An 18,401-nucleotide genomic window follows, 5' to 3' on the forward strand; every position below is an offset into this window, starting at 1 on the left:
TAAAAAGGAGACGTTTGTATGTCGATTTTAAGAGAAAATTTTCTTTGGGGCGGCGCTGTCGCTGCTCATCAATTAGAAGGCGGTTGGGATCAAGGTGGTAAAGGGGTTAGTGTTGCTGATGTAATGACCGTCGGCGCTCATGGTGTACCTAGACGAATCACAGCTGGTGTATTGCAAGGTGAAAATTACCCTAACCATGAAGCGATTGATTTTTATCATCATTATAAAGAAGATGTAAAATTATTTGCGGAGCTTGGCTTGAATTGTTTCCGAACATCGATTGCCTGGACACGGATTTTCCCCAATGGTGATGAAGCAGAACCAAATGAAGAAGGTTTACAGTTTTACGATGATTTATTCGATGAATGTTTAAAATACGGGATCGAACCTGTAATCACCCTATCACATTTTGAAATGCCCTATCATTTAGTGACTGCGTACGGGGGTTGGCGTAATCGTAAAATGATTGATTTCTTTGCCAAGTTCGCTCGTGTTTGTTTTGAACGATATAAAGATAAAGTCACGTATTGGATGACTTTCAATGAAATCAACAATCAAGCGAACTATGCGGAAGATTTTGCGCCATTCACCAACTCTGGCATCAAGTATCAAGAAGGGGAAGATCGTGAGAAAATCATGTATCAGGCGGCACATTATGAGTTAGTAGCAAGTGCACAAGCAGTTAAACTTGGGCATGAAATCAATCCTGATTTCCAAATTGGCTGTATGATCGCCATGTGCCCCATTTATCCGTATTCATGTGATCCCAAAGATATGATGATGTCGGTCAGTGCGATGCAAAAACGTTACTGGTTTACCGATGTTCATGTGCGCGGGCATTATCCAAGTTTTATGGAAAATTATCTAGCTCGTAAAGGGTTTGATTTAGATATTACAGAACAAGATTTAACTGATTTAGCCCATGGCTGTGTGGATTATATCGGCTTTAGTTACTATATGTCCTTTGCTATCAAAGACCATGATAAGGGCCCTGCTTTTGATTATGATGAGTCGCAAGATTTAGTCAAGAATCCTTATGTAAAAGCGTCTGATTGGGGTTGGCAAATAGATCCACTTGGTTTGCGTTATGCGATGAACTGGTTTAATGAGCGCTATGAATTGCCTTTGTTTATTGTGGAAAATGGTTTTGGCGCGATTGATGAAGTTGAACCGGACGGCACAATTAACGATCAATATCGTATTGATTATTTGAAAGCTCATATTGAAATGATGAAAGAAGCGGTTGAATTTGATGGGATTCCTTTGATTGGTTATACGCCTTGGGGCTTTATTGATTTGGTTTCTGCGGGGACTGGTGAGATGAAGAAACGGTATGGGTTTATTTATGTGGATAAGGATAATGAGGGGCAAGGGACGTTAGAGCGTTCTAAGAAGAAGTCGTTTGATTGGTATCAACAAGTGATTAATAGTAATGGTGAAGAGTTGTAAGAGTTTAGATGAGTAACTTCATAATACTCATTTTAATTCTTTGGATTTTCTTTACCAATATTAGTTGATAAAGAGCAAAAAAATGGGCAGACAAGAATCTTTCTGCTCGTTTTGGGCGAACATAGTTAAACGTAGAAAAGAATCTCCAGAAACAGCAACTGCATAATCAGGATTAGCCTTTGTGTTCCTAAACCTAAAATAGTATCCACTGTAATTAAGTACAACAGTTTTTATGCATTAATGCCTATGCTATTTATTAATTTTAAGACTAGTATCTTTCTTATTCGGAATTTCTGATAAAATAGATTTATATAAATAATTACATTTTTAACATTGACTATAAGTATGAATAACAATACAATAAGAATATCTTGAATAAGGAGTGATTTTTTGAAAAAATTTTTAGGGATGATGTCAATAATTTTACTAGGAGGTATAATTGGTAACGCAGATATAGTTTTAGCGGAAGAGAGTATTCTAGAGCCAGTTTCATCAGAAACTCTTGAAATAGATACATCAAAATATACTTCACCTATACGAACTCGTAGCGGAAGTCAAGAAGTCAAGATTGACATGGACAAATGGGAAGAAGAGATAAAGCGTGAATTTGTGGAGGAACAACCAGAATTTGATGGTCAGGTCACAATTATGACAATGGATGAATATGATGCTGGTAAAAAGCCAGAGGAAGTCAGGGATAGAACTCTTGAAGAGCTTTTTGAGACTAAAGAGAGTCAAAAAATGACAAGAGGAGCAGCAACAACGGGACCTAATGTATCAAATAATAATATAGCGAAAGCGTATCTGTTTTTTGATACTGGTGGCGGCAATTTAGCAATGGCTGAGGGCAGTGGTTTTAAAGTATCTGCTACCAAAGTTGGAACAGCTGCCCATGTTGTTTATGATAAACAGCGTAGGCTAGGTTGGGCTAAAATAGTCACATTAAATTTCGGCTTTCGGAATGATCCAAGAGTTGGGTGGTCTGCAAGCTCTGTTTACACTGTGAAAAAAATGACTACTAATAACGATTATATTAACGCAAAGGATCATTCTCAAGGCATCCGTTCTGATTTTGGTTCGTTACACGTGACACGTTCATCTGGAATAACTCCACCTAACGTAACAATGTTGGCGAATCCTCCTAAGTCTGCAAATAATACAGTTTCTTGGGGATTTGGAGCGACAAGTAGATATTTAACTCGTTCGGTAGGTAATGTGAAGACGAGTGCTTTAAGGAGTGACTGGTTTGGTTGGGTATATGAAGATCGGTTGGGAATTCTTTACAGTGGAATGAGCGGGGGACCATTATTAGACAGTTCTGGACGTGTTATTGGAATCAATTCTTCATCAATGGGTGATCCATCTAAAACTAAAGTGTATACTAAAATGAATTCAGTTGCATATAACCAAATTTTAGCAAACTAGAACAATAGTATAAGAGCATCGTAAACTGATTTAATAAGTCAGTTTACGATGCTCTTTATATACTTTTAAGTAGCTATAGTGTAAATTTACAAGAAACAACGATAGGTGATGATTCTAGTTTTTGGTCATGATAAAAAGTGTATACGATTCGATAAGTTTTATTAGTAGTTAAACTATCTATTTCTTCTGTGGAAGGAGCTAGAATACTTGATTTAGGAGGTATTGGGAGAGTGAACCCAATACTACTAGAACCAGTAATTTCACTTAAAGTACTTTTCCATTGATTGTTTTCATAAACTTCGAAATAAGTTTTTGTTAAATCGCAGTACATATTATTATTAGAGCTATTTGATATAAAGAATTCTATAGGTGTATTTTTATTAAGTTTAAAAGATATCGTAATATCTTTAGTATCTTGATCGGTAGTTGACTCATTATGGGTAGTATTAACAGGGGGGAAACAACTAGTTAAAAAAAATAGAGCTAGCGTAAGCAGCAAAAATTTCATTTTTATCCTCCATTTCATGTAGAATCAATACTAAAGTTTATTATAGCATATCACATAGTACCTTCGAATGATGAAATAATTAGTCAAGGAAGGTTTTTGAGTTCTGATTAGAAAATATAATTTGCCCGTGGTAATTGAGATTTTATTGACCAAGAAAAAAATTTTTCTTGTGGTGCCTAATGATGATTTTTGAGAGAGTGTAAAATAAACTGTGTAAGTAGCTCATTTTAGATAAGCTACTTATACAGTTTTTCTTTTCATGCAAAGGAAATTCAGATAAAATAAAAATGAAAGGATGCGAGAATATGGCGAGACAGAAAAGAGATCCTAAAACTGTTGAATTAGCGAAAACCATTCTAGAAAGCTACAATCCTGAAAATGTCGATGACATGCAAGACGCTCTAAAAGATATTTTTGGTCCCTTATTTGAACAAATGCTTCAAGGCGAAATGACCCATCATTTAGGCTACGATATTCATTCAAAACAGGAGAAAGAAACGAACAATCGAAGAAATGGATTTGGCTCTAAGAAAGTAAAAACAAGCTTTGGAGAAGTCCCTATTGATGTACCTAGAGACAGAGAAGCCACGTTTGAACCAGAACTTATTAAGAAACGTGAACGGGATGTTTCAGCTATCGAATCAAAGGTTTTGTCCATGTATGCCAGAGGCATGTCTCAAAGAGATATCGCTCATACCATTGATGATATTTATGGGTTCTCCATTTCTCACGAAATGATTTCTACAATCACCGATTCTGTTCTTCCAGAACTGGAGGAATGGCAAAATCGCCCTTTGGCGAAGTGTTATGCCTTTGTTTTTGTGGATTGTATGTATGTGACGTTAAGAGAAAATTATGAAGTCAAAGAATACGCTGTGTATACAATTCTTGGCTATGATTTAAAAGGGAAAAAAGATATTTTAGGGTTGTGGTTGAATGAAACCGAGAGTAAAAACCGCTGGATGCAGATTTTTGATGAATTGAACTCTCGCGGTGTACAGGACATTTTCTTTATGTCTATGGATGGTGTTTCTGGGCTTGAAGATGGCGCAAAATCTATTTTTCCAAAGGTGATCGTTCAACGCTGTATCGTCCATTTAGTGCGTAATGCGCTTCGGTATGTTCCTTATAAAGACTACAAGGAATTTTCTCGGGAAATGAAAAAGTTTTATGGTGCTCCTTCATTAAAAGCTTGTCAAAGTGCTTTTGATGCTTTTCAAAAACGTTGGTCTCACTACTCTGGTGCAGTAGAGGTTTGGAAACGGAATTTTTCTCATGTGGAACAACTTTATGATTATGGTAGCGCAGTGTGTAAAATTATGTACACAACAAATGCCGTTGAAAGTATTCATTACAGCTTTAGAAAAGTAACTAAAAAAGGCGCATTTCCAAATGAAACCGCTCTTTTAAAACTTCTTTATCTACGAGCAACAGAATTGGAAAAGAAATGGACAGCTGGATTTATTCCCAATTGGCCGATGGTCTTAAATCAATTAATGGCGAATGAACAGTTTTCTGAGCGCATCAACACTTATAGCTTATATATTTCTTAGTCACTAACGCATCAAAAAAGAACATCAAATTTTCCTTTTTTGGTAAGGTTTCTTTCTTATACCCTTTTAACCGAAGGTTATTTAGGAATGGTTTAATGTTCTTTTTCGTTCTTAGATTTGTCAGTTACACACTTTAGTTGACAAACCCATTTTTGAACTTTTTTTACTTGTTAAAATGCCTATATAGTTAGTGTGCAATAACTGATAATGATTGTAAAAACACAGACTATCTCCATCCACTTCCTGAACCTTTGTCCATAGGAATTTCGTCTAAATATCTTACAGCTGTTGGTTTGCTAGCACGTCTACTCATATCAGCAGGTGGTTCAGGTAACGTTTCTGAATCTATTACTTCTAAATCTTGAGTCTCTTCCATTACCTCTGGCAGGATATCTTCTTTTGCTTCTTCCTGATTTTCAAGTAATTTTTTTCAATAATCTCTACATACGCCTTAGAGCTTTCTTCAGTCATGAAGCCTTCTGAAATCGGATTATATACTAGCCTTTTTATAGTTTACTTTACAACTCTCAAGAAAAATCTAAAATTCATTTATTATCTATTTCAAATGATCCAACTGCGTTAATGGCATTTCCTGTATCGTCGATTTGATTCACTTCGAGTTTGTAGCTAGATTGTTTATCTAACGCACTGAAATTAAACACTATTTCAAACTCCCCAGTAGTAGTATCCCAAATTTCCATTAAAAATTGATCATTACTTTCGATACCATTTTTGTAAATAGTAGTAGCATATCTCTCATCTTACGTGCTTTGAATGAATTACTGAAGCGTCAAATGATTTCTACCAAATATATTTATGCGTTGATTCAATTTTTAGAGCCTGACTTTTTTGAAGATTTTCCTAGTTCTGATTTTTATTGAAACACAAAAAATAAAGTGAGACAAACAACCATGAGGACTATCGCCTTTATAGATGTTTGTCTCGCTTTATTTCTAATGTTGTTCATGATTCAACACTTCGTCTTGAATCATACCGCTTGCTTTCATAAACATATATGTCACTACTGGCCCCACAAAAGTAAACCCATGTTTTTTCATATCTTTAGCAACATGTTTAGACAAAGGTGTGACATTAGGCACTTCATAGGCTTCTTCATAGACATTCAACCGAGGAACTCCTCCTACAAAATCCCACATATACTCAGCGAAACTACCGTATTCCTCTTGCACAGCTAAAATCGCCTGAGCATTTTGAATTGTTGCATTGATCTTTCTTGGATTACGAATCATATCGGGATCTTTCATGATTCTCTCCACATCATCCGGCATCATTCCCGCAACTTTTTGAATCTCCATATTATAGAAATTTTTTAAAAACACATCCAACTTCCCTGCCGCTGCTTTCCAACTTAATCCTGCTTGAAATGTTCCCACAGTCAACAAAATAAAAAGCAACCGATCATCACGTGTAGGCTTTCCCCATTGCTCATGATACCAGCCGTATTTTTTTCCATTTTGGCTATTCATCTCATTACCCCATGCTTGTCTTGATGACTTACTTTCTCTCAAAATGACCAATGAATCGATCGAATACTTATGTAAATTTTCAATAATTCCATCGTCTTTCTAAAAAGTATACAAAAAAAACATGACACTTAAAAGCCCTTTCACCATTTTTCCTAATCAAGGCCATATCTTCGCTTCAATGATCCCGATAATCATGTCTTCATCAATAACCCCATAATAACGACTATCCGTAGAATAGGGGCGATTGTCCCCTAAAACAAGATATTTTTTTAGATCAGATTTCTTGGTAAAGCTATCATACGTTAACTGATCGCTTTTAAAATCAGATGTATACACCATATCTAACTGATCTATTTTTTCCAATTCAGCTACTAAGAAACGTTCAAACACTTCTTTATTATCTATGTACAACTGATCTTGCCTATATTCAACGCTTTCACCAGGCAACCCAATTACACGTCGAACCGATGTTTTCTTCTCTCCTGGTATTTTAAAACAAACTAGATCAAATCGTTTAATTTTTTTCGTTTTTTTGACTAAAAGCAAATCATTATTATCGTACATGGGAATCATTGAGTATCCTTTGACCAACGTCAAAGAATAAAAGAAAGACACTGAGAAAATGACTATAATAATTGAGCCAACGACAGAAAAAAACATCTGCCATAAAAGTTTCTTTCTTTTCATTTTACGGATTTTACGAATGTTTTTCTTCTTTCTATACATTCGTTTTTTATCTGATTGTAAAGCATCTGACACTTTCCCATGAACATTAGATTTTTTGGATTGTTTATTCTTTACTTGTCTGGCCATCCTTTTATCACTTCAGTCTACTCTCTTTTTTCAAGACTTTTTTTGTTCACACTAAATAAATCAAAAATTTCCTTCTCGAACCCTTTTATTTTCTTTATATCTGCCATAAAGCTGTCATACATTGTCTCATCTTCAAAAAATTGAGTTGGCTGAGAAGAGAGATTTATCCCTAGTTCTTTCATATATTTGTAATACTTATTCAACAACGCTTGTCTTTCTACGGTATTTCGAACAGTCGCTGTTTGAACACCATAACTTGAAAATCTTGCTGATAATACTTGGATATTTTTACCACTTTTTACAGGATTATCAGTTTCTTTCGCTTTTTTCATTTCTTCATCAAGCTCTCTTAACAAATAATATCCTTTTACCACAGCTTTAGAATCTTCCATATTTAAACGAATTGATTGGTAATACAAAGAACCGTATGAAATCCCGCTTAAAATCAATGTCAAAAACAAAAAAATAATACTTCGTACGGTATATTTTTTCTTCTTCTTACTTAAATTCTTCTTATGTAACAACCATTTTTTTTTATTTCGTTTATTCTTTGGTCGCTTCTTTAAAATAACTTTTAATTGCTTTCGTGCTCCTGCACGTAAAATTAAGCTCATTACCATTATCGCTACACATAATGTGGCAAAAGATAAAGCAACGATAAAAATCCAATCTAACACTATCATTTATTTATCTCCTGCCCTTCATTTAAGTATGATCATCTTTCTTTGTGCTTTCTAGGAACTTGTTTTTTCTTGGAAGATTTTTTCTTCTTACTTACAATAAACCGAATAACAAAAAATAAGAGCAAGGAACCAACTAAAATACTTCCTACAAGAATCCCAACGAATTTCCAATTAACGGTTTGTGTCTCTAGCATATTTACATCTTCTTGATTCAGTTTATCTGCTTCTTCATCGGTGATTTTAAAGGTTTCATTCCATTCCCATTTTTTAGCACCTGATGTGACAAGGATATGTGCCCGATAGTTACCAGGGACTACTTTGTCACCATCCATACTAACTGGAAAATTAATTTTTGTATTTGGACCCATACGCATTCCAGTTTTTTTGGTTTCATACAAAACCTTATCGCTTTTTTCACCCATGATTTGAACGTCTGTTGTCATATTCTCTAAATAATTCGCTTTAATATTAGAGAAATTTACAAAAAATGTATTTCGATAGTTATTTAATTCTGGATAGACTTTATTAAATTTTAATTCTGGTTCCACAACAACATCGGTTTCTGATAGGACCATTCCTAATAAATAAGCATATTTATTAATAATTCCTGCACCTTTTGTTTTATTCTGCGTTTCTGTGTCCTTTTTTTGTAATTGTATACCGCCAGCAATTAGGCCATCAAAACTGGTTTCCGGCATCGAAATATCAATATCTAAACGTGTTTCTCCTTTGGCAGGGATTTTTATTGTTTCTGGTGCTTTTACAATATCCGTAAAATCAAATTTTAATGACTCGTCATTTTCAATTAGGTTTGGTCCATATTCAAGTACACCATTAGCATTTGTTTTAACACCATTCAATTTTACTGTAAGTTCAATTTCTTTATCTGCTGGGTTCATGATTCGCACTTGAACCGTTTGTTTTTGACTTGGGCTCATTCTTAAATCAAAATACCCTTCTTCACTTCTTTGATTGTCAGGCTTAATTGATTCATAGGTAAAACCAGCTACTCCTCCAGCAGAATCGGAGTCCTGTGCATAGATTGGTGCAGATGGAAACATCCACATAATTAAAATTAAAAATAGACTAAAATAGACTAAACGTTGTTTCATGGTTCATCTCCTCATTTAATAAGCAAGTATAGTGCTTCCAATACTTGCTAAAATTGAAGTAGAATAGCCATCAAAATGGCAATAAAGCATCTATTAGCTATTCTACGTACAATTTTCAATTACTTAAATTATTAGATCTCTGACAATGTCCAAGTGATATCAGCAGTATATTCTTCTGCTGTCAAGTTCACTGTTGAAGGAATTCGTAATTCTACGGATTTCCCACTTGTATCTTTTTCTTTTGATCCGTCAGCGTATTGACCAAATTCAACATAATACGTTCCAATCCCACGATCATCACTCTTATTATCAATAACCGTTACTGTATCACCAGCACCTAAGCCAGTTGCATCTGGTGCTAAGGTAAATGTAGGAATTGTTTTTACTAACTTACTCCCATCAGCTTCAGAACTTGGCCATAATTCATCTTTTGTTGTCGATGTTACTACGCCATTTGTATAAGTAATATCTGCTGCTTTTAATTTCGCTGAGCTACCTGCAGCCTTGGATTCAAATGGACGAGTCATTTGTGCTGTTAGTGTATATTTATGATTCAATGTTGCTCGTTTATCTGTAAATTGAACATAGTTCCCACGAATAATATCTGTACCATTCGATTTAGCAGTAACTGGTGCTGCAAAGAATTTTCTATCATCATTTGTTGCACCAACTTTGTGAGTATCGCCAAAGCGTAGTTCTGTTACTGCATCCACACTAAACGTACCACGATCTTCATTTGGTTTAATTGGATCAGTTATCTCTGGTTTATCAATATTTTCTTCTGGTTTTTCAGGATCTCCTAATTCTGCACCGTCACTATCCTCGTTAAATTTGATGAATCCTTCTGATTTTTGTTCCTTTGGTGCTGCTGATGCTACTGAAGGTAGTAAAGCCCCTCCTCCGATAAACGCTACAAGAGCGATGGAACATAGTGTTGTTTTTTTCATTGTGTTTTCCTCCTATTATTTGTGTTATCTATGGTAACTCGGCTAAAATCCAAGTTAGCACCGTTGAGTAATCGCCTGAAACGATCTGAGTCGCTTCAGGAATATGCAGTGATACAGCCTTATTTAGATATAAAGGTTTATTTTGAACTTCTGTATCGACCACTGTTTGTTGCTTTTCATCTATTCTGGGTTCTAAGGTCGCTAGCTGATTGCTAGTGTTTTCTGCGGATGCGCCAAAAACAATCGCCCATGTACCTATCCCTTCATCTTTAGCTGCTTTAGCTAAGTCATATGATGTATTCAAATTATCAAGAATAATGGCATCTTTTGAAATCTGGGGAGCCGCTGATTGTTCCGCTGAATTAGCCCAAGATTTATCAAAAGATAAAAAGCTTCCTTTTAATTCACTATTCTCTGTAGTATTCACAAATTGATTCTCTTGTTTTAATTGTAATGTCCAACCTTTAGGCTCTGTTCTTCGATCGGTTACCTGTATAAAATTCCCTCGCGCAGAAATATCTGAAAAAAAGTTCTGCGCGTTTGCATAGTAGGTTCTACCTTGATCCGAGATTTTATTTTTATAAAAATTTAAAGTAGGAACAAAGTCAATTCTTAAGCTACCATCCGTTTTGGGACTCTCCCCAGGATCTACTTCAATTGTTGGGTTTTCCGGATCTAGGATAGTTTGCTCATATTTGCCAGAAAACCCAATTTTTCCTTCTCCATCCACTGTCGATGGTTCAGCAAAAGCGGCCGTTTCATAAGACAACGATTGAAAAAGGACAACGATTATGAGAAAAAATATAGTTATTTTTGTTTTATCCTTCATTGTCTGACACCCCTTTGCTATCACTTTTTTTCAATCGTTTTGTAAGAACAGCAAATAAAATCAAGAGCAAGCCACTAATCATCAAACTCGTTTTGACCATCTCACCAGTACTTGGGTATCGTCCTTTAGGTTTCTCTACTTTAGGTACTTCCTGACTTGAAGAAGTGGGTGGCTTTTCCTCACTTGAAGAAGTCGGCGGTGTTTCTTCTGAGTAAAAATTTATGATCCCTTTCGTTTCAACCGCTCCTCCTTCTTGCGCATTTATTTCAAGAGGAAACAATAAGTAACCGGACAAAAAGATACTACACAACAAACAAATAACTAACCATTTCAATAATTCATTATTTTTTTTACTCATCATTTTGTATCTCCTAATTGCCATAAAATGACTCCTTTATAGGAACCGGTCTGTTTCACATCAGATGCGGAAACCTCTAATTTCAGACCATCTCCGTTGGGAGTCCAAGTGTTCGTCACATTGTAATCTGAATCAGTCACGTTTTTATGCACCAATACATCTATTGAATCAGTCCTATTCAGAACGAATTCATTTTTATTGGTTACATAGCGAACAGCATTTTTTAAAACTAAATCTTTATTTGCAGTATGTCTCATCTCTTGGTCTAATTTAGCTGTCAATGTCCAATTTTTACGAACTTCACGGCTATCACTCACAATTAGTTCTCCTCCCCTATACAAGGGATTATCTATTCGAATTGTTTTTCCGTTAAAAATGTTTTCACCAAAATCAATTTCTTTAGGAGCAGAAATTAAATCCAATGTCCCTAAAACTTTGCCTCCTGGATTCTCAACACTCGCCGATTTTGAATAATTTTCAAGTGGTCTATCAGGGTCTGGCGGTCCAGGGTTAAATGTACCGGATTCTCGTAAAGAATGCCCAGTTGCTTCAGCTGTGTTTTTGATAATTATGCCAACCGCTGAACGATCCACTTTCGCTGTAAATGTCACTTTGACAGACTCTCCTGCTCCTAAATCACCAACTTTAACCTTTAGCTTACGTGTATTAGGATCGTAAGAATGCTCTTCAGCTACAGCTGCTCGATCATTAATCATGACTGGATTTTTTTCAAGCTCAAAGATCAAACCGTCTGGGATTACATCAACAATCTCTACATTTTTCCAAACGGCTTCTAAAAGGGTATCACTTTTTCCGTTTTTTGCAGTTAACGTATAGGTTAATGTATCTCCTACTTGAGTCGTTGTATTCCCTGAAGAGACGACTTCTTTAGTCATTTGAGGGTTATCGGGTAACGTATCAACTACTGTATATTTTTCAGGTGCTTTAAACTCTGCATCTCTGTATTTCATTGTCTTACTTGGATTGATATTTCCATTTTCACTATTCGTGCTAGGCACAGCTGGGTTAAGTGTTTCGGTAATCTTACCAGCGTTATCTTCTAAGAATATCTCAACGACTTCACCTGCATTTAAATAGCGTGGCAAATCATACATCCATTGCCCATCCTCTTTAACTCGTCCAACAGTTGCTTGTCGTACACCATTGATATCAACGTAGATTTTTGCGTTAGGTTCTGCCTTTGTTCCTTTTAATTGTTTCGTGTGAGTCGTCACTCTTCCTTCAGTTAATTTAGCTGGTTCTGGCGGAGTGATATCAATAACGGGTTCCGTTTCTTGTAAACTACTTTCTAAACCAGAACGCTTTGCTTTAACTGTGATTTTTTCGCCTGCTTTATAAAATTCAGGAATGACGTAATTTGCATACCCTTCACTATTTGTCAAAACATTCTGAAGTTCTCCTTGATAATTAATAGTCACTGTTGCCTGATCTTTTTTAGCATACACAGGGATAAAATTTATTGATCCATCTTCTGCAATACCAGAATCATCTGGAACTTCACCCAGTTTCACACGAAAATAATTCGTGATTGTTTTATCCGCATCGGTTAATGGCTTCATTTCAATTGAAGGATCTGTATTCAAACCAAGAATCCGCCGAAAATTTCCTTGATTGCTATTAAAATCTGTAGCTAAATCTGTTGGTAGGCTGGAAGCAGTTGTTCGATTAAGTATTGAAAAATTTGTAATGTTATCATGGCTATAGTCGGCAACTGAAGAAACATTGGTCGTATTTTTCCAAAGACTTACTTCGCTATTTCTAATTTCGAAAGTATTTCCTGTCCCTGCTACATTGACCGCTACATTACTTTCATTATTACGTATATCATACTTTTCTGGTGTATCCATAATAAATTTATTCCCTGTACCTCTTGACCAGTTAATCATTCCAGTCGCTCCTGCTCGACCAATTGAATAAAATGAAGCCCCTGGTTCTATGTGAAAAAGTACATCATTTGCTGTTCCATTATCTCCAAAACCACTATCTGCTGGACCATTACCGCTAGCAAGAGTTGGCCCTACTGTGGCTACACTAGAATTACTATTTTTACTGGTTAGGGTAACCACAGCTCCTTTTTTGGCAATGAATTTCTGATTCACTCCACCAAAACCTACCGCATTCCCTGGTACTGTCGCTGAAAACTTAGCGCCTTCATTTATAATAATTTCTTTATAATATCTGTAGATTGCTGGAAACGTTGTACCATTACCTACATTTCTTAATTTGACATCTGAATTTTTTCCAACAACAAATTTGTTATCCCCTGTATCTCCTTCTATTGATGCTTGACGAAACCAAATAGTTGAATAGTTTGAGTTAGTTATTGCGCCGTAGTAAGTCGTGTCATCTTCAACATACATTGCTCCTAAGTAAAAATTTTCAGAACGCGTATGCAAATTCATATCACCGTACACTGTCACTTTTCCTCTAGGAACTCTAGCTAATCTAGAAGTCGTCCCTCTTGGAACAATTACGTTTCCAAATCTTAAATTCCATCGATTGGTCGCCACCTGTGTATTATTTGGATCATAATATTGATCCCCAAAAACAGCGGCTGTATTCCCGTGTGAGCTTGGCGCACCATCATCTGAACGATTTTGAACGACTAAATCATGCACATGTAGTAATGCTGTGCCTGAACCTATCTTTCCTAATGGCAGAGAAGTTGAGGTTAGATCCAACTTATAATATCTAGATTGTCCTACACCAGGTATTTCTTTGCTTCCATCAATCTCAATATCTGTTGTCCTTGCTTCAACTCTGGCTGATCCAGATCTTGTGATATCACTAGTCATTTTGATTTTTGTCACGGCTGGATTGTTCCAAGCTGCCAGAAAGGTTGGCCATGTCCCCACTGAAACAATATTTTCAGCTCTTGGCTTTATTGCTTTTGAAGCAACTTGATTTTCATCAACCACTTGTTCTTCGATGGATTCAGTATCTTTTTCACTGTCCTTTATCTTTGTATCAGCACGTTCAAATTGCAGTTTTTGATAAGTTAATTCTTGATTTGCCGAATTTAATAATTTGAGATAGCCTGATTTCTGCCCGTTTCTAGGTTTAACTGGGAATGTGATCACTAATGGCTTTGAATCTTTTTTTATTTTTAGTATGTTCTCATGAGCACCGTCTCTTTTTGAAACCTTGATTTTTCCATTGTAATCTGAGGCTACCCCTTCTTGAATTTGTTCATTGCTTATAGATTCAATCCCTTCATAAGAAAAATAAAGTTCTTCGTCAACAGGATCAGTTACTGTTAAAGTAGCTGTCATTGCTGAGCCTTTTGCACTATAAGAAATTTCGATTTTATAGTTCTCATTGGAGGCTTTGATTTTTTTAGAGCCATTAAAAAAAATCGGCATTAATAGACTAAGCATTAAGATAACTATCCCCATAAAATACATTTTTGTTCTGAATTGCATTTCCTTTTTAACCCCTTTCGCTACTTAATAATTTATCGATTGCTCAAACTTCAGCACTAAGTTAGATAAAAAATGCTGTTCACCTTACTTCTCATCTCTTCCAAATAAAAAACTATCTTCCTGATTCAAGTTACTTCTAAAAAAGTAACTACCCAATTTATCGAAAACCATCTCGTTAAAGAGATATAAAAAAAATAATAACGATATATAGCACTTTTTCATTTTAACAATTTTATATTTTTTTACAATAGCACCCAAAAAAAATCGTTTTTTCCATTAAATAAAATAATTAAAACATAACAAATATATAAAGATATACAAATAATTTAAAATGAAATAAACAAGTGTAAATGACAGACAAAATCATGATTTCATACAATAAAAACAAAAATATAAAATTAAAATCCAAGGAAAATTCATTTTACTTAAAACAAATTTTCTTTTTATTTTTTTCAACTAGCCAATAAAAATTAAAATTCTCTAAAAAATCAAGTGAATTTCTATATAAAACTAGTGAAATCCACTACACAAATAGAACAAAAAACCGCACGATACCCAAAAGGCATTGCGGTTTTTGTCCTAATTACTCGATTCTAAACGTTTTTTTCATCCTTTCTTCCAAAATCCAACTTTCTCGCTATTCGTTCTTCATTTCATTCAGTAATGACTTCTTTGACTGCTTTACAAATATCTAATGCCCTTAATCCATAGACTTCTTTCAAATACTCTAATTTACCTACTTGACCAAACTGCTCTTTTACACCGATTCGCTTCATTCGTACAGGATTATTTTCAACAATAATCTCTGCAACTGCACTACCTAAACCGCCAATAACGTTATGATTTTCCGCAGTTACGATCGGTCCTCGTTTAGCTGCTTCGATCACAATATCTTCATTCATCGGCTTAATCCTAAACAAATCAATCACTTGAACTGAAATGCCTTGTTCCTCTAAATCATTTGCTGCCTGAAGTGCTTCTTCCACCATAATCCCACTTGCGAAAATCGTGCCATCCGTCCCTTCTTTCAACTTACAGTATCCTTTAGAAAAATCTTCATTTCCATTATAAAATGACTTTGCTTGTTTACGTATCGTCCGAATGTAAAACAGTCCTTTTGTCACATGTGCATAGTCTAAAATCGCTTTAAACTGGTACGGATCTGACACTTCATAGATATGATTTCCTGGAATTACTCGCATCAAAGCAATATCTTCAAACGGCATATGGGTACCGCCATTCATTTCAGCAGTAACGCCTGGATCAGTTCCCACGATTACTGCATGATTTTGAGCATACCCAAGAGAAAGAAAAACTTGATCAAAGGAGCGTCTGGTCGCAAATGGAGCAAATGTATGAATAAATGGAATAAATCCTGTAACAGACAAACCAGCTGCTACCCCCATTTCTTCCGCTTCCATAATGCCCACATTGATGTAGCGTTTGCCCAGTTGCTCTTTTAATTTACTTGTTCCCATCGAACTGGCCAAATCTGCTTCTAACGCTACGACTTTTGGATCTTTTTCTGCTAATTCCAATATTGTTTTAGTGTAGACTTGTCTCATTTCTAAGTCTTTCATTACTGATTCACCTCAATCTTTTCAGCCAACGCTTCAATCGCTTCTTTGATGGCTACTTTACCTGCTCCATCTGGACGAACATGATGATTGTCCACTAATTCTTCAAAGTAAGGAACGCCTTGTCCTTTAATCGTATCTAAAACAATCGCTGTCGGTTTTCCGATCAATTCCTTTGCCTGTTTAAGAGCTGCTTCAATTGCCTCTACATCTCCTCCATCTACACGCCAACTATTAAACCCAAAAGCCTGCATTTTTTCGACAAAGTCAAACGGATCGCAAATGTCAACAGTATAACCATCTAACTGTTTCTTGTTATCATCAATCAATACAATCAGATGATCTAATTTTTGATGCGCGGCAAATTGAAAAGCTTCCCAACATTGACCTTCATTCAATTCCCCATCTCCAACAATCGCAAACGTATAATTCTCTTTTCCAAACAACTGATTGCCCTTCGCAATTCCTGTTGCAGCTGAAATCCCTTGACCTAGGGAACCTGTAGTCATATCTACACCAGGGGTTTTGATTCGATCGGGGTGTGAAGGAAGTTTCGTTCCATTTTGATTTAAACTGAAAAGAAATGCTTCATCAAAATAACCTTTTAAAAATAAGGTAGCATAAAGAGCGGGTCCTGCATGTCCTTTAGATAAAACAAAATAATCACGATCAGAATCGTCTTTTTTTGCTGGTGACACATCCATCACTTTTCCATATAACACCGCTAGCGTTTCAACAATCGATAAACTGCCACCAAAATGCCCAAAGCCTAAATGAGCCAGCTCTCTCATTGTGTAATAACGAATCTGATCTGCAAATTTCTGTGTGTTCATTATGCAACCTCCTTTGTTTCAGTCGTTTTCTTCTTACCAAAAACAGTCAATCCGATTAACAAAGCCAACACAGCTAATACGCCAACAACCACTGCTAGTTGTCCACCCATATCTGCTAGTTTCCCCAAGAAGATTCCTGCCACGCCATAATCTGTATCCGAAAACGTCGATCCTTGGAAACCTAAATCTCCCATAACTGGCATCAACAAAATTGGCATAAAACTAATAATCACCCCATGAATAAAGGAACCCACAACTGCTCCACGAATCCCGCCTGTCGCATTGCCAAACACACCTGCTGTTGCCCCACAGAAAAAGTGCGGTACTACACCAGGAATAATCACCGTCGTCCCTGTCAGAATCATAATAAACAGACTAACGATCCCCCCAAGAAAACTAGTTAAAAATCCAATCAATACCGCATTTGGTGCATAAGGAAAAACAATTGGACAATCTAGCGCTGGAATCGAATTCGGCACTAATTTTTCAGAAATCCCTTTAAAAGCAGGTACAATTTCAGCTAAAATCAAACGAACCCCTGCCAAAATAACAAAAACACCTGCAGCAAACATTCCTGCTTGTTGCAACGCATAAATGATGTAATTCGTCCCATTGCTAAGCTTCTCGGAAATAAATTCATTTCCTGCAAACAACGCCACAATTGTGTAGACGATCCCCATTGTCAACGTAATACTAACTGTAGAATCTCTTAAAAAGGCTAGTCCTTTAGGAAAGTTAATATCTTCCGTGGATTTTTCCTTGTTTCCTACATATTTCCCAATAAAACCACTCAGAGCATAACCAACATTCCCTGTATGACCTAACGCAACTGAATCATTTTTCGTAATTTGTTTGGTAAAGGGTTGGGCAATCGCTGGAAATATCGTATTAGCCAACCCTAGCGCTAAACCGCCTACTAAAACTAACGGAACAGCACTCATCTTGGTTACACTCATAATCACTGCTATCATACACGCCATATAAAGCGTCGCATGCCCTGTTAAATAGATATATTTAAATTTCGTAATACGCGCAATCAAAATATTAAATGCCATTCCTACTAACATAATAAGTGCTGTATAGGTACCATATTTTGTTAAAGCCAAGGCAACAATCGCTTCATTATTCGGCACCACCCCTTGCATATTAAACGCATGCTGGAACATCTCACCAAACGGGGCTAACGAACCTTCAATCACACCAGCACCTGCCGTAACAACTAAAAAACCAACAAATGTTTTGATACCGCCACGGACAACATCTGAAATCGGCTTTTTCTGCAAACCTAATCCAAGAACAGCGATCAGTGCCACTAAAATCGCCGGCGTACTTGCAATATCAATTAATATAGTTAAAATACTATTCATATTTTTTTCCCACTTTC

General features: G+C 36.0%; 16 protein-coding genes. 3 read left to right on the plus strand and 13 right to left on the minus strand.

The genetic code is table 11. From position 1 onward, the window contains the following. Window positions 1-18 precede the first annotated feature (18 nt). Both A5880_RS04990 and A5880_RS04995 read left to right on the plus strand, forming a co-directional pair. Window positions 19-1,449, plus strand: a complete 1,431-nt coding sequence (locus tag A5880_RS04990) for a 6-phospho-beta-glucosidase (RefSeq protein ID WP_086331305.1) — start codon at window positions 19-21, stop codon at window positions 1,447-1,449. 390 nt (window positions 1,450-1,839) lie between these two features. After that, a complete protein-coding gene (locus tag A5880_RS04995; RefSeq protein ID WP_086331304.1) occupies window positions 1,840-2,874 on the plus strand; it encodes a trypsin-like serine peptidase in 1,035 nt (344 codons plus the stop codon). A gap of 73 nt (window positions 2,875-2,947) precedes the next feature. Here the strand turns inward: A5880_RS04995 and A5880_RS05000 are convergent, their stop codons facing one another. Continuing rightward, entirely contained in the window at window positions 2,948-3,382 is a 435-nt protein-coding gene (locus A5880_RS05000) for a hypothetical protein (protein ID WP_086331303.1), read from the minus strand. Window positions 3,383-3,687: 305 nt separating this feature from the next. On the opposite strand from A5880_RS05000, the gene A5880_RS05005 reads away from it, so the two are divergent. After that, on the plus strand, window positions 3,688-4,935 hold the full coding sequence (locus A5880_RS05005) for an IS256 family transposase (RefSeq protein WP_086331302.1): 1,248 nt from the start codon (window positions 3,688-3,690) through the stop codon (window positions 4,933-4,935). A 226-nt stretch (window positions 4,936-5,161) separates the two neighbouring features. On the opposite strand, the gene A5880_RS05010 is transcribed toward A5880_RS05005, so the two are convergent. From A5880_RS05010 to A5880_RS05065, 12 genes are all read right to left on the minus strand, one after another. Continuing rightward, window positions 5,162-5,311, minus strand: coding sequence for a hypothetical protein (locus A5880_RS05010; RefSeq protein ID WP_179190465.1), 150 nt, complete (start codon window positions 5,309-5,311; stop codon window positions 5,162-5,164). 577 nt (window positions 5,312-5,888) lie between these two features. Continuing rightward, the gene (locus A5880_RS05015; protein ID WP_086331301.1) at window positions 5,889-6,422 is read right to left on the minus strand and encodes a DNA-3-methyladenine glycosylase I; all 534 of its coding nucleotides are present in this window, start codon (window positions 6,420-6,422) and stop codon (window positions 5,889-5,891) included. A 156-nt stretch (window positions 6,423-6,578) separates the two neighbouring features. Further along, window positions 6,579-7,235, minus strand: coding sequence for a signal peptidase I (lepB, locus tag A5880_RS05020; RefSeq protein WP_086331300.1), 657 nt, complete (start codon window positions 7,233-7,235; stop codon window positions 6,579-6,581). A 17-nt stretch (window positions 7,236-7,252) separates the two neighbouring features. Next, the gene (locus tag A5880_RS05025) at window positions 7,253-7,918 is read right to left on the minus strand and encodes a hypothetical protein (RefSeq protein ID WP_086331299.1); all 666 of its coding nucleotides are present in this window, start codon (window positions 7,916-7,918) and stop codon (window positions 7,253-7,255) included. A gap of 32 nt (window positions 7,919-7,950) precedes the next feature. Further along, the gene (locus tag A5880_RS05030) at window positions 7,951-9,030 is read right to left on the minus strand and encodes a WxLIP family cell surface protein (protein ID WP_086331298.1); all 1,080 of its coding nucleotides are present in this window, start codon (window positions 9,028-9,030) and stop codon (window positions 7,951-7,953) included. Between the two features lie 131 nt (window positions 9,031-9,161). Next, entirely contained in the window at window positions 9,162-9,977 is an 816-nt protein-coding gene (locus A5880_RS05035) for a WxL domain-containing protein (protein ID WP_086331297.1), read from the minus strand. A 28-nt stretch (window positions 9,978-10,005) separates the two neighbouring features. Continuing rightward, window positions 10,006-10,806: a WxL domain-containing protein gene (locus A5880_RS05040; RefSeq protein ID WP_086331296.1), complete on the minus strand. Its 801-nt coding sequence runs from the start codon at window positions 10,804-10,806 to the stop codon at window positions 10,006-10,008. Beyond that, a complete protein-coding gene (locus A5880_RS05045; protein ID WP_179190463.1) occupies window positions 10,796-11,164 on the minus strand; it encodes an LPXTG cell wall anchor domain-containing protein in 369 nt (122 codons plus the stop codon). The genes A5880_RS05040 and A5880_RS05045 overlap by 11 nt, the downstream gene beginning before the upstream one ends. Next, the gene (locus A5880_RS05050) at window positions 11,164-14,607 is read right to left on the minus strand and encodes an isopeptide-forming domain-containing fimbrial protein (RefSeq protein WP_086331294.1); all 3,444 of its coding nucleotides are present in this window, start codon (window positions 14,605-14,607) and stop codon (window positions 11,164-11,166) included. The genes A5880_RS05045 and A5880_RS05050 overlap by 1 nt, the downstream gene beginning before the upstream one ends. Window positions 14,608-15,260: 653 nt before the next feature. After that, window positions 15,261-16,187 (minus strand): transketolase family protein, encoded by a 927-nt coding sequence (locus A5880_RS05055; protein WP_086331293.1) that lies wholly within the window; start codon window positions 16,185-16,187, stop codon window positions 15,261-15,263. Beyond that, on the minus strand, window positions 16,187-17,017 hold the full coding sequence (locus tag A5880_RS05060) for a transketolase (protein WP_086331292.1): 831 nt from the start codon (window positions 17,015-17,017) through the stop codon (window positions 16,187-16,189). Before A5880_RS05060 ends, A5880_RS05055 begins: the two co-directional genes overlap by 1 nt. Then, window positions 17,017-18,384 (minus strand): PTS ascorbate transporter subunit IIC, encoded by a 1,368-nt coding sequence (locus A5880_RS05065; protein WP_086331291.1) that lies wholly within the window; start codon window positions 18,382-18,384, stop codon window positions 17,017-17,019. The genes A5880_RS05060 and A5880_RS05065 overlap by 1 nt, the downstream gene beginning before the upstream one ends. Window positions 18,385-18,401: the final 17 nt, after the last annotated feature.

This window comes from Enterococcus sp. 4G2_DIV0659 (assembly GCF_002140715.2).
Classification (GTDB): domain Bacteria; phylum Bacillota; class Bacilli; order Lactobacillales; family Enterococcaceae; genus Enterococcus_L; species Enterococcus_L mansonii.

Bases quoted from the DNA above. Each gene is read 5' to 3' on its own strand.
- A5880_RS04990 (WP_086331305.1), top strand. From the start codon at position 19: ATGTCGATTTTAAGAGAAAATTTTCTTTGGGGCGGCGCTGTCGCTGCT.
- A5880_RS05000 (WP_086331303.1), bottom strand. From the start codon at position 3,382: ATGAAATTTTTGCTGCTTACGCTAGCTCTATTTTTTTTAACTAGTTGT.
- A5880_RS05005 (WP_086331302.1), top strand. From the start codon at position 3,688: ATGGCGAGACAGAAAAGAGATCCTAAAACTGTTGAATTAGCGAAAACC.
- A5880_RS05010 (WP_179190465.1), bottom strand. From the start codon at position 5,311: ATGGAAGAGACTCAAGATTTAGAAGTAATAGATTCAGAAACGTTACCT.
- A5880_RS05015 (WP_086331301.1), bottom strand. From the start codon at position 6,422: ATGAATAGCCAAAATGGAAAAAAATACGGCTGGTATCATGAGCAATGG.
- lepB (WP_086331300.1), bottom strand. From the start codon at position 7,235: ATGGCCAGACAAGTAAAGAATAAACAATCCAAAAAATCTAATGTTCAT.
- A5880_RS05025 (WP_086331299.1), bottom strand. From the start codon at position 7,918: ATGATAGTGTTAGATTGGATTTTTATCGTTGCTTTATCTTTTGCCACA.
- A5880_RS05030 (WP_086331298.1), bottom strand. From the start codon at position 9,030: ATGAAACAACGTTTAGTCTATTTTAGTCTATTTTTAATTTTAATTATG.
- A5880_RS05035 (WP_086331297.1), bottom strand. From the start codon at position 9,977: ATGAAAAAAACAACACTATGTTCCATCGCTCTTGTAGCGTTTATCGGA.
- A5880_RS05040 (WP_086331296.1), bottom strand. From the start codon at position 10,806: ATGAAGGATAAAACAAAAATAACTATATTTTTTCTCATAATCGTTGTC.
- A5880_RS05045 (WP_179190463.1), bottom strand. From the start codon at position 11,164: ATGAGTAAAAAAAATAATGAATTATTGAAATGGTTAGTTATTTGTTTG.
- A5880_RS05050 (WP_086331294.1), bottom strand. From the start codon at position 14,607: ATGCAATTCAGAACAAAAATGTATTTTATGGGGATAGTTATCTTAATG.
- A5880_RS05055 (WP_086331293.1), bottom strand. From the start codon at position 16,187: ATGAAAGACTTAGAAATGAGACAAGTCTACACTAAAACAATATTGGAA.
- A5880_RS05060 (WP_086331292.1), bottom strand. From the start codon at position 17,017: ATGAACACACAGAAATTTGCAGATCAGATTCGTTATTACACAATGAGA.
- A5880_RS05065 (WP_086331291.1), bottom strand. From the start codon at position 18,384: ATGAATAGTATTTTAACTATATTAATTGATATTGCAAGTACGCCGGCG.